Genomic DNA, 13,079 nt, shown 5'->3' on the forward strand with positions numbered 1-13,079 from the left:
AGAAAAGCCTTATTGCATGCGTCAATTCTCACCGTCACCAAGCTGAGCAAAATCAGCGGCACCATTTCCCGCTATAAGAAAACAAAAGCGCGCCCCCCAAAAACTTCAGCCCCTCCCCTTCATCTCATCGTCACCATTCCGTCATCCGCCGCGCCTAAGCTGAGCTGTATTCCACCATGTCGGCCGCGTGCCATGAACCACCCCATTACCCAGCAGCAATACGGCTCGGACCAGGCCGGGCTGATCTGCGGCTTTCGCTTTCATCCGGATTGCGCCGGCGAAGAGATCGATTCCGCTCAGGCGCAAGCCTGGCTGCGCGCGCCGCCGGACGGCGACGCCTTTCTATGGCTGCATTTCAATCTGGCCAATGCCGCCAGCGAGCGCTGGCTGCGCGCGGCCCTGCCCTTGCAGGAGGACTTTTTCGAAGCCTTGCGCGGCGGCTCCAACTCCACCCGCATCGAATTGCTGGATCAGGCCTTGCTGGCGGTGATCAACGACGTGGCTTTCAGCTTTGGCCTGGCCTCGTCGGACATCGCCACCCTGTGGGCGCATGCTCAGCCGCGGGTGCTGATCACCGCGCGCGTCAAGCCGCTGCACTCGGTGGACCGGCTGCGCGCGACGGTGCGCGCTGGCGCGGCCTTCCGCTCGCCGGCGGCCTTGCTGGTGCATTTGCTGCAGAACCAGGCGGACGCGCTGGCGGGCATCGTGCGGACCAGCGGCGCGCAAGTGGATGTGCTGGAGGACCGGCTGCTGGCGCAAAGGCTGGACGATCAGCGCGCGCAGTTGGCGGCGATGCGCCGCTCGCTGGTGCGCCTGCAACGCTTGCTGGCGCCGGAGCCCAGCGCGCTGTTCCGGCTGCTGAACCGGCCGCCGGCCTGGCTGGACGCGGCCGACGCGCAGGCACTGCGTCAGTCTTCCGAGGAGTTCGCGCTGACGCTGAACGACCTGTCAGCGCTGGTGGAACGGATCAAGCTTTTGCAGGAAGAGCTGGCCGCGCGCCTGAACGAGCAGAGCAACCGCACCCTGTTCACGCTCACCCTGGTGACGGTGCTGGCGCTGCCCATCAATATCGTCGCCGGTTTCTTCGGCATGAACGTGGGCGGCGTGCCGCTGGCCAATCATCCGCACGGCTTTTGGGTGCTGGTGCTGCTGGTGGCCGGTTTCAGCCTCTTGGCCGCCTGGTGGGCTTTCCGCCGTCAGCGCGGCGCGTAGGCGGCCCTCACGCAGCCCCGCCCGCCGGCGCGAACATGCGCTGGCATAGGAAGTCCACGAAGACGCGCAGCTTGGGCGACAACTGGCGGCTGGACGGCCACAGCACATGGAACATGCCGGTCTGGCCCAGATAGGGCTCCAGCACGATTTGCAGCCGGCCGGCGGCCAGCGCGTCGCGCACGATGAAGTCCGGCAGATACGCCAGGCCCTGATTCTGGCTGGCGGCGCAGATCAGCGCCTCGATATTGTTGCAGCTCAAGGCGCTGCTCGGCGGCCAGTCCTGGCCGGCCGGCGCGCCGTCCAGCGCCCAGGTCTGCAGCTTGCCGGTGCTGGGGAAGCGATAGCGCAGGCAGGCGTGATGGGCCAGGTCCTCCGGGCTTTGCGGCGCGCCGCGCTCGCGCAGATAGCTCGGCGAGCCCACCACCAGCAGACGGAACGGCCCCAAGGGCCGCGCCATCAGCCGGGAATCCGCCAACGGGCCGCTGCGCACCACCGCGTCCAGGCCCTCTTCTATCACGTCCACCATGCGGTCGGAAAAATCCAGGTCCAGCTCCACTTCCGGGTAACGCCGCATGAAGTCCGGCAGGATGGGCAGCAGCATGCGATAACCCACCACCGGCAGGCTGACCCGCAGCTTGCCGCGCGGCGCGGCGCGGCTCTGCGCCAGTTCGGCCTCGGCGTCGTCGATATCGTCCAGGATGCGGCGGCAGCGTTCGTAGAACAATTCGCCCTCCGCCGTCAGCCGCACATGACGGGTGCTGCGCTGGAACAGCCGCACGCCCAGTTTTTCTTCCAGCCGCGCCACGCTCTTGCCCACGGCGGACGAGGACACGCCCAGCGCGCGGCCGGCGCCGACAAAGCTTTGCGCCTCCGCGGCGCGTACAAAAGCGGCCAAACTGCTCAAACTATCCATGCCCACGTCCTTATTGAGGATTTTTTGTCCGCTTAATTTGGACACAGCGCCTGTTTTTCGTCAATTGCCGTCAAATTATCATGTATTCGCCCAATGACCATCCGCATCCGCCCGCCGCGCCGCGCGGGCGCTTGCCCCACTCTTTGAAAGGCGAAATCATGCATCCCTCCAAACCGGCGCCCTCCCAACGCGCTCCTTTACTGACCCTGGCCGCGGTCTGCCTGGCCGCCTTGACCATGCCGCTCAGTTTCACCGGCCCGGCGCTGGCCTTGACCGCGATAGGCCGTGAGCTGGGCGGCGACGCGCTGGCGCTGACCTGGGTCACCAACGCTTTCATGCTCACCTTCGGCGGCAGCCTGATGGCGGCCGGCGCGCTGGCCGATCAATACGGCCGCAAACGGGTGTTTCTGCTCGGCATTGGCCTGTTCTCCCTGTCCTCGCTGGGCTTGTTCCTGGTGAGCAGCCTGCTGTGGCTGGACTTGCTGCGCGCGGCCCAGGGCCTGGGCGCGGCGCTGTCCTTCGCCAGCGGCCTGGCGGCTCTGGCGCAAAGCTTCGCCGGCGCGGCGCGCACGCGCGCCTTCAGCCTGATAGGGACCACCTTCGGCATCGGCCTGGCTTTTGGCCCCTTGCTGTGCGGCTATCTGATTCAGGCGCTGGGTTGGCGTTCCATCTTCGCGCTGGCCGGCCTGGTGGGCCTGCTCGCCTTGGGCCTGGCCATCTATTGCATGCGCGAATCGCGCGACCCTCAGGCCGCCGGCCTGGATTGGCCGGGCGCGCTCAGCTTCACGCTGGCGCTGAGCCTGCTGACTTACGGCGCGCTGGCGGCGCCGGAGCTGGGCTGGGGCAGCCCACGGGTGATTGTCCTGCTCTTGGGGGCCGTAGCCGCGTTCTGGCTGTTTGTGGCGCTGGAGCGCCGCGCGGCGCGCCCGATGCTGGACCTGAGCCTGTTCCGCTATCCGCGCTTTGTCGGCGTGCAATGTCTGGCCGCCGCACCGGCTTACGCCTTCGTGGTCTTGCTGGTGCTGCTGCCGCTGCGCCTGGTGGGGGCGGAAGGCGTCAGCGAGGCGGAGGCCGGCCGGGTGATGCTGGCCTTGTCCGCGCCCATGCTGGCGCTGCCGCTGTGCGCGGCCTGGCTGACGCGCTGGCTGTCCGCCGCGGTTCTGTCCGCCGGCGGCCTGCTGCTGTGCGCGCTGGGGCTGTGGTGGCTTAGCCGCTATCCGCAGCTGTCCGCGCTGCAACAGACCTTGTGGCCCTTGCTGTTGATAGGCGTGGGCATCAGCCTGCCCTGGGGGCTGATGGACGGCCTGGCAGTCAGCGTGGTGCCCAAGGAGCGCGCCGGCATGGCCGCCGGCATTTTCAGCACCACGCGGGTAGCCGGCGAAGGCATTGCGCTGGCCTTGGTGGGCGCGCTGCTGGCGGCGCTGCTGCAACAGCGTCTGGCCCCGATCTCCGCCGCGGCGCCCCAGGCGCTGGCCACGGCCGCCAGTCAGGGCGCGCTGGGCAAGCTGGCCGCCGTTGGCGAGCTGCTGCCCGGCCTCGCGCCGGAGGCGCTGTCCCAGGCTTACGCCGCCGCCTTCCAACGCCTGCTGACGGTGCTGTCCGGCCTGACCGTGGCCAGCGCGCTGGTGGTGGCGCTGTTCCTGCGCGGCGCCGGCCAGGCGCAAGCGGAGCAGACGGCCACGGACCCGGCGCTGGACTCCGCCGGCTCTTGAGCGCGGGCGCCGGTTTGCCTTCCCGCGAGCCGGCGCTCAGGCCGTTTCATTGACGATGGCGATGGAAAACCCGTCCCAACCCTTGACGCCTACAGTTTGCAGCGCGGTGGCGGTCAGCCGCGGCTCGGCCCCCATGTCTTCCAGAAAACGGCGCACGCCGCGCACGCCGGGGTCCTGGCTGACCACATTGGCCACCGCGCCGCCGCGCGCCACATTGTCGCCGACGATGGCGGCGCCGGGCCGCGCCAGCTTCAAGGCCCACTCCAGATAAGCCGGATTATTGGGCTTGTCGGCGTCGATGAAGATCAGGTCGAAGGGTTCGCCGCCAGCCAGCAGCGGCAGGCTGTCCAGCGCCGGCCCTTCGCGCAGCTCCACCTTGTCCGCCACGCCGGCGGCGGCCAGATTGGCCCGCGCCGTGCCCGCGTGCGCCAGATTGGCTTCCAAGGTCACCACCCGGCCGTCTGCCGGCAGCGCCCGCGCCAGCCAGATGGTGCTGTAGCCGCCCAGGGTGCCGATCTCCAGCACCCGCCGCGCCTGCATCAGACGCGCCAGGATATGCAGAAAGCGCCCTTGCAGCGGCGACACGTCCTGCGCCGGTAGGCCGGCGGCGGCGTTGGCCGCCAAGGCGCCGTTCAAGGCGCTGTCCTCTACCTGCAGCGCCGCGGTGTAATAGCGGTCCAGGCCGCTCCATTCTGCTTGCATCGGCTTCTCCTGTCGCAGCCGCCCCGGACGATGGCCCGTCTTGGCCGCGCATGGTTGAAGCCACATGATAAGCGCATTGCGGACTCAAACGACGCCGAGCCTGTCATTGCGCCCAGGGGCTTTTCGCTCATGGGAAAGGCTATGACCGATATCAAGGTGGCGAGGATAGGCTAGTCCTGGAGCAAGGGGGCGCAGGCTCGCAACTGCGCGCGCAGCCAATCATGGGCGGCGCTGCGGCCGTGCCGGGCGTGGCTATAGACCTTGAGGGTGTAGGACGGAATGTCGAAAGGCGCGGCGTGGACGGCGATGGACGCGGCCTGACTCAAGGCCTCCGCCGCCAGCCGCGGCAGGGTCATGATCCAGTCGGACTCCGCGATGATGAAAGGCGCGGCCAGCACCGACGGCAGTTGCAGCGCCACGTCGCGGCGCAGACCCCGCCGCTCCAACGCCCGATCGATGCCGCCGCGGATTTCGCCCCACGGCGTCACCACCACGTGGCGCGCTGCCAGGTACTGCCCCAGGCTGAGGCTGCCGCGAATATCGGGGTGGGCGCGGCTGACGATGGCCACGTAGCGGTCCTCCAGCCAATCGAAGCTTTCGATCCCGGCCGCGGGTTCCGCGATGTCTTCTACATAGCCCAGGGCGAAGTCGATGCGGCCGGCGGCCAGATCCTCGGCGGACTCGCGGCCGCGCGAGTGCACCAGCTTGAAGCGCAGCCGCGGCGCGGCCCGCTGCAAACCCGCCAGCAGGCGCGGCATCACCGCGAAAGCGGTGTAGTCGGTTACCGCTATCACGAAAGCGCGCTCGCTGCGTTCCGGCTGAAAGCCGCCGGCCTGAGCCAGCCCTTGCGACAGCGTTTCCAGCGCGGCGCTTACCGCGCCGGCCAGCCGCTCGGCGTAGGCCGTGGGCTGCATCGCATTGCCGATGCGGACGAAGAGATCGTCGCCCAAGGCGGTTCGCAGCCGCGCCAGCGCGTGACTAAACGCGGACGGGCTCATCGCCAGTTCGTCGGCGGCGGCGCTGACCGAGCGCTGGCGCAGCAGCGCGTCGAAGACCAGCAGCAGGTTGAGATCCAAACGGCGCAGATCGGAATGCAAAATGTTCATCATAAATTGAAAACAATGCAGCACATGCAGTTTGTCTTGACCGTAGTATAGCGGCTTATCCGTTCACCACGATTCAGGTCCTGTCCATGTCCATCCATATCCGCCCCGCCCAAGCCCAAGACGCCGCGCTGATCCTGCGCTTTATCAAGGAGCTGGCCGTTTACGAACGCGCCGGCGATCAGGTTGCCGCTACCGAGGCCGGCATCGTTTCCAGCCTGTTTGGCGCGGACAGCCCGGCGCGGGCGTTGATCTGCGAGGTGGACGGCGAGCCGGCCGGCTACGCCGTCTACTTCTTCAGCTATTCCACTTGGCAGGCCAAGAAGGGCCTGTACCTGGAAGACCTGTATATTTCGCCGCGGCAGCGCGGCGGCGGCGCCGGCAAACTGATGCTGCGCCGCCTGGCCCAGCTGGCGGTGGAGCAAGGCTGCGGCCGCTTCGAATGGAGCGTGCTGGACTGGAACCAACCGGCCATCGATTTCTACCTGTCCATCGGCGCCAAGCCGCAGGCGGAATGGGTTCGCTATCGGATGGACGGCGCCGCCCTCTCCGACTTCGCCGCCGGCTGAACCGACCCCTTAGAGCCTGTTCAAAGCCTAGCGAGCAAGAGCGAGACAAGGCGAAAATCGCTGAGAAAGCGGAGTGTACAAGTGGTACATGAGCATTTCGAAGCGGTACTCACCGTGCAACGTCTCACGAAGCGCAGCAGACATTGAACAGGTTCTTAGAACGTGTTTACGATCTCGCGAGCTAAGACGAGACAAGGCGAAAACGGCTGAGAAAGCGGAGTGTACTCGTGGTATCTGAGCATTTCGAAGCCGTACTCACCGTGTCACGCTTCACGACGCGCAGCAGATCGTAAACAGGTTCTCAGCCGCTTACCGCCAGCACGGAGCAACCGGCGCCGCCCGCGCGGCTGACCCGGATCTGCACCGGGATGCGCTCCTTCAACGCCTCCACATGGCTGATCACGCCTATGGTTTTGCCGCCGGCATTGAGCGCGTCCAAGGCGTCCAGCGCCAGTTCCAGCGTTTCGCCGTCCAGGGTGCCGAAGCCTTCGTCCAGAAATAGAGAATCGATTGAGGTTTTGTGACTGGCCAGGTCGGATAGCGCCAACGCCAGCGCCAGGCTGACCAGGAAGCTTTCGCCGCCGGAGAGGGTGCGAGTGTCCCGCGCCGCGTCGGCTTGCCAGCTGTCTACGATTTCCAGCTCCAACTCGCCGTCGGCGCGGCGGCGCAGCCAATAGCGGCCGTGCAGCCGGCTCAAGTGGCGGTTGGCCAGCGCCACCAGATGCTCCAGCGTCAGGCCTTGAGCGAAGCGGCGGTATTTGTCGCCGGCGGCGGAGCCGATCAAGCCGTTCAGCCGCTGCCAGACATCCGCCTCGTCGCGCAGGCCGTCGATGCGGGCAAACAGCTCTCGCTGGCCGTCGCGGCGCGCGGCGTCGTTGTTCAGCAAGGCGCGCAGAGCCCCGTCCTCGCCGGCCAGGCCTTGCCGCTCGGCGTCCAGCGCTTCCATTCGCTGGCGCAGTTCCGGCTCCGGCTGGTCTGAAGCGCTTTCCCGCTCCAGCGTTTCCAGCCGTTCCGCTGCCTGCTGCCGCAACGCCGCCGCGCGCAGCCGCTCCTGTTCCAGTTGTCGGCTCAATGCGCCCAAACGCTCGCGCTCGGCCTCCGGCAAGGCCGCCGCCAGGAAGGCGGCGGCGTCCGCAAACGGGCTGGCGTCCAAGGTCCTGTCCCAAGCCTGCTCCGCTTCCTCCGCGCGTTGCCGCTGGCGCGCGGCGTCGCTTTCCGTCCGTTCCAGCGCGCCCCGGTTCCGGGCCAAGGTCCGCGTCAGTTCCTCGCAATCCGCGACGGCGGCCAGCCAGGCGGCTTCGGCGTCGCCGTCCTCCTGCGGCGGCGCGCCGTCCGGCAGCCCCAGCTTCCGCCAACGCGCTTCCCAATCCGCGGCGCGTTCGCCTGCCAGCCGATGCGCGGCGGCCTGGGCCTTCGCATCTGCCTCCCCTTGCCGGCGGGCCTGCTCCAAATCTTTCCAGGCTTGCCAGTCGGCGACGCGCTGTTCCAGCCAGCCGGCCTCCCGCCCGGATTCCGGCGCAATGAAACCGGCGGCGGCGATGTCGGCGTCGCGCCCGCCGGCCTGTTCCCGCAACTCGGCCTCACGCTGCGCAAGCTCGTCTCGCAGCGTTTGCAGGCTTTGTTCCAGGTTCTGCAGGCCTTGTTGTTGCAGCGCCCGCTTCTGGCCCAGCGCCTGGACGGCCTCGCTCTGACGCCGTGCGTCCCCGCGCGCTTGCTCCAGCGCCGCTTCGGCCTGCTCCGCGGCGCGCAGCGCGCTTTCCTGCCGCTGTTGCAGCCGCTCCGCATCCTGGCTGATTTGTTCCAGCCGGGGCCCGCGCCAGTCCCCGTCCGCCAGATTCCAGGGCGCGCCCTCGCCCAACCATTGCGCGGCCAAGGCTTCGCGGCGCGCTTGCTCCTGTTCCGTCGATTCATCCAACTGCCGCAGTCGCGCTTCGTCTCCCGCCAGTTGCGCCACGGCCTGCTGGCCTTGTTCGCGCAAGGCTTCAAGCGCGGCCTCCTTGGCGTTCAAAGCCGTCTCGGCGGCGCCGATGTCCAAGGCCTGATAAGCGGCCACCGCTGGGTGCTCGCTGGCGCCGCACAGCGGGCAGGGTTCGCCCGGCCGCAAAGCGACCCGGTGCTGCTCCAGGCTGAGAATGCGCCGTTCCTGTTCCAGCAAGCGCCGTTTGTCCGCCGCTTGCTCCTGCGCCTGTCGGTAATCGGCGCGCAGCCGCTGCAAGTCGGCGTCGTGGCGGGCATGTTCGGCTTCCAACGCCGCCCTCTCCTCGCGCCGGCCGGCCAGCCGCGCTTCCAGCGGCGTCAGTTCGGCGGCCAGCGTCGCCAGACCGCGCAAAACCGTGGTTTGCCGCAGCGTGAGCTGCCATTGTTCGCGCCATTCGGCCAGGCTGCGGCCGTCCAGCGCCGCGCGCCCGCTCTCTTCCGCCCGCCGCAGCTGGGCGGCGGCCTCGAGACCGCGCCGCTCCTGCGCCTCGACTTCCGCGCTCAAGACCGCCAGGTCCTGCCGCTGACGCAGCGTTTGCGCGTCCCATTCCGCAATGCGCGCGGCGCAGCCGTCGCGCTGTTGGCGCAAGCGCTCCTGTTGTTCGAAGCCGGCGCGCCAGCGTTCCAGCAGTTCGCCCAAACGTGCATGATGCCCCAGACGCCGGGCGGCCGCCTCTTGCTCATCCGCCACGGCCTTGAGCGCGTCCAGACGCGCGCCTTCCGTCCGCTCCAACCGACGGGCCTGGCTCAAGGCTCGCCAGTGGCCGGCCTGCCAGTCCGTGTTCAATGCCGCTTGTTCTTGCCGCAGCGCCTGGCTCTCCGCCTCCAGACGCCGCAGTTCCGCCCGCGCCTGTTCCATTTCGCGCCACTGCGGCTGGATGCGCCGTGCCGGTTCGTCGCCACGCAAACGCGCCAGCTCCGGCTCCGCCTGCGCTTCTCGCTCGCAGGCTTCCCGCCATTCGCCGTCGGCGTCCGCGCTCTGGCGCCGCGCCTGCTCAAGAGCTTCGCGCCACTGCCAATGCTTGCGCGCCTGTTCCCAATCCGCCTGCGCCTGGCGCGAGGCCGCGCCAAGCTCGGCCAGCCTCGCTTCCATTTCCTCGCGCTGCTCCGGCGCCAACAGTTCCACGCCGTCGGCCCGCGCCTGCCATTGCTCCAGGGTTTGGCGAGCATCGCGGGCGCGTTCAAACACTTGTTGCGAGATCAAGCCGTAGATTTCGCTGCCGGTCAGTTCCTCCAGCAATTCTGCCCGCGCGTTCGCGTCGGCATTGAGGAAGGCGGCAAAGCCGCCTTGCGCCAACAGCATGGATTTGGTGAAGCGCTCGTAATCCAGGCCGGTGATGGCTTCGATGCGCTTGAGCTTGTCCGCCACCTGGCTGCTGAGGATCTCGCCGTCGGCTTCCGCCAGCTCCACCTTGGGCGCCTGCAGCGCGCCGTCCGGCTTGTCGCGCGCGCGGCGCTGGCTCCAGAAGGCGCGGTAACGTCGGCCTTTGACTTCAAACTCCACCTCAGCCAAACAGTCCGCGGTGTGCCGGCTCATGATGTCGTTGCTGCCCTGGGTCACGGCGTCCAGCCGCGGCGTCTTGTGGTAAAGCGCCAGGCAGATGGCGTCCAGCAAGGTGGATTTGCCGGCGCCGGTGGGGCCGGTGATGGCGAACAGCCCGCTGCCGGCGAAGGGTTCGGCGCTGAAGTCCAGCTTCCACTCCCCTTGCAGCGAATTGAGGTTTTTCAGGCGCAGGGTCAAGATCTTCATACCTGTTCCTCCTGCAGCGAAGCCAGGATTTCGCGGTAGCGCAAGCGCAATTGCTCCTGCAACGGCGGCTCCAGCGTTTCCAGCGCCAGCCGGCGCTCGAACACGTCCAGCGGCGTCAGCTCTGCCAGGGTTTCGCCGGCGGTCGAGGCTAGCCCTGAGGCGGACTGCCCGCGCTCGCGCCGCACGCGCAACAGCTCCAGCGGCAGTTCCGCGCACATCGCCTGCGCGCGGGCGGCCAGATCGCTCAGGTAGTCGTCGGCGCTGACCACGACTTCCAGCCACACCGGCCGTTCGGCGGAGCCGGCTTCAGCCGCCTCGGCCAACAGCGCCGGCAGCTGGGCCAGGCTGCCGCGCACCGAGCGCAAGGGTTGGAAGCAAGGCACCTCCAGCGGCGTGACGCCGCGCAAGCCCTGGGCGTCCAGCTCCACCAAGAGCACCTCCTTGCCCTGGCCGGCTTCGTCGAAACTCAGCGGGATGGGGGAGCCGCTGTAACGAATGTGTTCGTGGCCGCCCACTTTCTGCGGCCGGTGGATATGGCCGAGGGCGATGTAGTCGGCCGGCGGGAAGGCGTTGCTGGGGAAGGCCTCCAGCGCGCCAACGTAGATCTCGCGAACGGATTCGCTGGCGCTGGCGCCCACCGTGGTCAGATGGCCGCTGGCAATAATGGGTAGCGGCCGGCCCAGCCGCTCGCGCAGGCGGAGCGCCTGCTCGTACACCTGCTGGTAGCGTTCTCGGATGGCGTCCTGCAAGGATTGCTGCTTTTGCTCCGCGCTCTGGCCCGCCTGGCTGCGCAACACGTCGCGCGGGCGGATATAGGGCAGCGCGCACAGCAACGCGCCCGGTTCGCCGTCTCGGCGTTTGAGGATCAACACTTGTTCTGCAGGGTCTTCGCTCAGGGCCGGCACCACGCAAGCGGACAGATAGGACAGCAGCGCGCGGCTTTCCGCCAGCGTGGCCACGGAGTCGTGGTTGCCGCCCAACAGCACCAGTTGCACGCCGGCACGGTGAGCCTGGGCGATCAGGCCGTTGTACAGTTCGCGCGCGTAGCTGGGCGGCGCGCCGGTGTCGAAAATGTCTCCGGCCACCAGCACGGCGTCGGCCTGGTGGCTTTCCGCCTGCTCCAGCAGCCAATGAATGAAGGCCTGATGCTCCGCCAGGCGGGTTTTGCCGATGAAATGCTGGCCCAAGTGCCAGTCAGAGGTATGAAGAATGCGCATGCCGGCCGCTGTTTGGATTCAATGCCCGGCAGTGTACCGCGTTGCGGCGCGCGGCGGCGCTTGACCGGCCGTTTTATCCGGCGGCCGGCCCCGGCGCTATCTGACGCCGGCTGTCGGCGCCGGCAGCGTTTTGGCATTCAAAGGCGGGCAATATGCGTAGCCGGGATGGCTTTGGCAATCGATGGGCGTCTTGGGCTGTTGCTTGTCGCGCAGCGCCTGCTCGGCTTGCCGCTGCGCTTGCTCGGACGGCGGCTGGTTGAAACGTTGGCTATCGTAGCCGCGGCTCCAGCCCGTGTCCGCGGCGGCGGGAGCGGACGCCGCGCCCTTAACATCCAGCGTCAGCGCCGTCGCGCCGGCGGCTAGGCTCAGCCCGGTCAGAATTAAACCGATTTGCGTCGAGTATTGCATCCGCACTCTTCTCCCTTAATTTGCGTGGTCCATTGCTTGCGATAGCAACCGCCTTAGAACCTGTTCACGATCTTGCGAGCTAAGGCGAGACAAGGCGAAAACAGCTGAGAAAGCGGAGTGTACACACGGTACATGAGCATTTCGAAGGGGTTTTCAACGCCGTATCGCCGACGCGCAGCAAATCGTAAACAGGTTCTTAAGGAGGAACGAATCAGGATAGAGCCATGGAATGCCGTCAAGTTCCGCCGCGCGCGCCCCATGCGGACAGACGACATGCTGTAGGCATGGACAGCGACGGCCATCGCGCCCAAAATGCCGCTGATTTATCAACCAACCCTTGCCCAGCGCCATGCACCAAGCCGAATCCTTAGCCCTGCTGCGCCGCATTGATCTGCGCGTGCGTCAACAATTGGCGCCGCAGGCGGCCGCCATCGACCAAGAAGCGCTCTACCCCCAAGCCATGCTGCGCGGCCTGGGCGAGGACGGCGCCTACGCCGCCCTGCTGCCCGCCGAGCAAGGCGGCAGCGGCCTGGGCTTGGCCACACAGATGGCCGCTATCGCCGAAGTGGGCGCGGTATGCGGCAGCACCGCCTTCCTTGCCTGGTGCCAAAGCGCCTGCGTTTACTTGCTGCGCCATGCCGCGCCGCAGGCGGAGTTGAGCGCAGAGAGGGCCGATCTGGCCGCCGGCCGCCGCCTGGGCGGCCCCGGCCTGTCCAACGCCATCAAACACCTGGCTGGCCTGGAAGCTATGCGCTTGCGCGCCGAACTCTGCCCGCAGGGTTATCGAATCAGCGGCGAACTGCCGTGGGTGTCCAACCTAGGCGCCGGCCACCTGTTCGCCGCGGCGGCGGCCAGCGCCGACGGCGGCAAACTGGTTTTCCTCGCGGACTGCGATGCCCCGGGAGTACAGCTGAACGCCGGCCCGCCCATCGCCGGCATGAGCGGCACCCGCACCTTGTGCGTGAAACTGGATCAGGTATTGCTTCCTTCGGAGCGCGTGCTGGTGGAACCGGCGGCCTTCGTCGGCTTCATCCGACGCGTGCGCCCCGGCTTTGTACTGGCGCAGGCGGCGGTTGGTCTGGGTATCGTGCAGGGTTGTCTGGACGACATCCAGGCCGCCAACCGACGCGACGGCGAACAAAACCGCTGGCTGGAGCATTCTTATGATGAGTTGGCGGCGGAACTGGCCGCGCTGTGGCGCGAGGCCAAAACGCTGGCGCCATTGGCTGAGGCAGGCCAGGCCGCGCCGACGCGCGTGTTGCGGCTGCGCGCCGAGGTCAGCGAACTGTGCCTGCGCGCGGCGATGTCGGCCCAACTGCACGCCGGCGCCGCCGGCTATTTGCTGTCGAGCCCGGCGCAACGCCGGCTGCGCGAGGCCAGCTTCATCGCCATCGTGACGCCGACGCTGAAACAGCTGCGACGCGAAATCGATCTCGCGGAACAGGCGCAGCCGGCCTAGACGTCGTTCAAAACCCGCCCCGCCTCGCGATGCGCAACGCAGGATCAAGAATTTGCC

The 13,079-nt window shown here is 67.7% G+C and carries 10 protein-coding genes; 4 read left to right on the plus strand and 6 right to left on the minus strand.

Annotated elements, in window-relative coordinates; translation table 11 throughout:
• Positions 1-192: 192 nt before the first annotated feature.
• Positions 193-1,212 carry a transporter gene (locus B0T39_RS02660; RefSeq protein WP_081544680.1) on the plus strand — a complete coding sequence of 340 codons (1,020 nt, stop codon included), beginning with the start codon at positions 193-195 and terminating at the stop codon, positions 1,210-1,212.
• A 7-nt stretch (positions 1,213-1,219) separates the two neighbouring features.
• Here B0T39_RS02660 and B0T39_RS02665 read toward each other — a convergent pair whose 3' ends face one another.
• Positions 1,220-2,125 (minus strand): LysR family transcriptional regulator, encoded by a 906-nt coding sequence (locus tag B0T39_RS02665; RefSeq protein WP_081544681.1) that lies wholly within the window; start codon positions 2,123-2,125, stop codon positions 1,220-1,222.
• A 158-nt stretch (positions 2,126-2,283) separates the two neighbouring features.
• Here B0T39_RS02665 and B0T39_RS02670 point away from each other — a divergent pair, with 158 nt between their 5' ends.
• Positions 2,284-3,837 (plus strand): MFS transporter, encoded by a 1,554-nt coding sequence (locus tag B0T39_RS02670; RefSeq protein WP_081544815.1) that lies wholly within the window; start codon positions 2,284-2,286, stop codon positions 3,835-3,837.
• A 36-nt stretch (positions 3,838-3,873) separates the two neighbouring features.
• Here the strand turns inward: B0T39_RS02670 and B0T39_RS02675 are convergent, their stop codons facing one another.
• Together B0T39_RS02675 and B0T39_RS02680 are read right to left on the minus strand one after the other, a co-directional pair.
• A complete protein-coding gene (locus tag B0T39_RS02675) occupies positions 3,874-4,539 on the minus strand; it encodes an O-methyltransferase (RefSeq protein ID WP_081544682.1) in 666 nt (221 codons plus the stop codon).
• 170 nt (positions 4,540-4,709) lie between these two features.
• On the minus strand, positions 4,710-5,648 hold the full coding sequence (locus B0T39_RS02680; protein WP_254894475.1) for a LysR family transcriptional regulator: 939 nt from the start codon (positions 5,646-5,648) through the stop codon (positions 4,710-4,712).
• An 83-nt stretch (positions 5,649-5,731) separates the two neighbouring features.
• On the opposite strand from B0T39_RS02680, the gene B0T39_RS02685 reads away from it, so the two are divergent.
• A complete protein-coding gene (locus tag B0T39_RS02685) occupies positions 5,732-6,211 on the plus strand; it encodes a GNAT family N-acetyltransferase (protein WP_081544684.1) in 480 nt (159 codons plus the stop codon).
• Positions 6,212-6,512: 301 nt separating this feature from the next.
• Here the strand turns inward: B0T39_RS02685 and sbcC are convergent, their stop codons facing one another.
• The 3 genes from sbcC to B0T39_RS02700 form a co-directional block, all read right to left on the minus strand.
• Positions 6,513-9,938 carry an exonuclease subunit SbcC gene (gene sbcC, locus B0T39_RS02690; RefSeq protein ID WP_081544685.1) on the minus strand — a complete coding sequence of 1,142 codons (3,426 nt, stop codon included), beginning with the start codon at positions 9,936-9,938 and terminating at the stop codon, positions 6,513-6,515.
• Positions 9,935-11,155 (minus strand): exonuclease subunit SbcD, encoded by a 1,221-nt coding sequence (gene sbcD, locus B0T39_RS02695; protein WP_081544686.1) that lies wholly within the window; start codon positions 11,153-11,155, stop codon positions 9,935-9,937. The genes sbcC and sbcD overlap by 4 nt, the downstream gene beginning before the upstream one ends.
• A gap of 96 nt (positions 11,156-11,251) precedes the next feature.
• Positions 11,252-11,563, minus strand: coding sequence for a hypothetical protein (locus B0T39_RS02700; RefSeq protein WP_081544687.1), 312 nt, complete (start codon positions 11,561-11,563; stop codon positions 11,252-11,254).
• 349 nt (positions 11,564-11,912) lie between these two features.
• On the opposite strand from B0T39_RS02700, the gene B0T39_RS02705 reads away from it, so the two are divergent.
• Positions 11,913-13,022, plus strand: a complete 1,110-nt coding sequence (locus tag B0T39_RS02705) for an acyl-CoA dehydrogenase family protein (RefSeq protein ID WP_141111058.1) — start codon at positions 11,913-11,915, stop codon at positions 13,020-13,022.
• Positions 13,023-13,079: the final 57 nt, after the last annotated feature.

It is taken from the genome of Chromobacterium haemolyticum, from assembly GCF_002081825.1.
GTDB classification, from domain to species: domain Bacteria; phylum Pseudomonadota; class Gammaproteobacteria; order Burkholderiales; family Chromobacteriaceae; genus Chromobacterium; species Chromobacterium fluminis.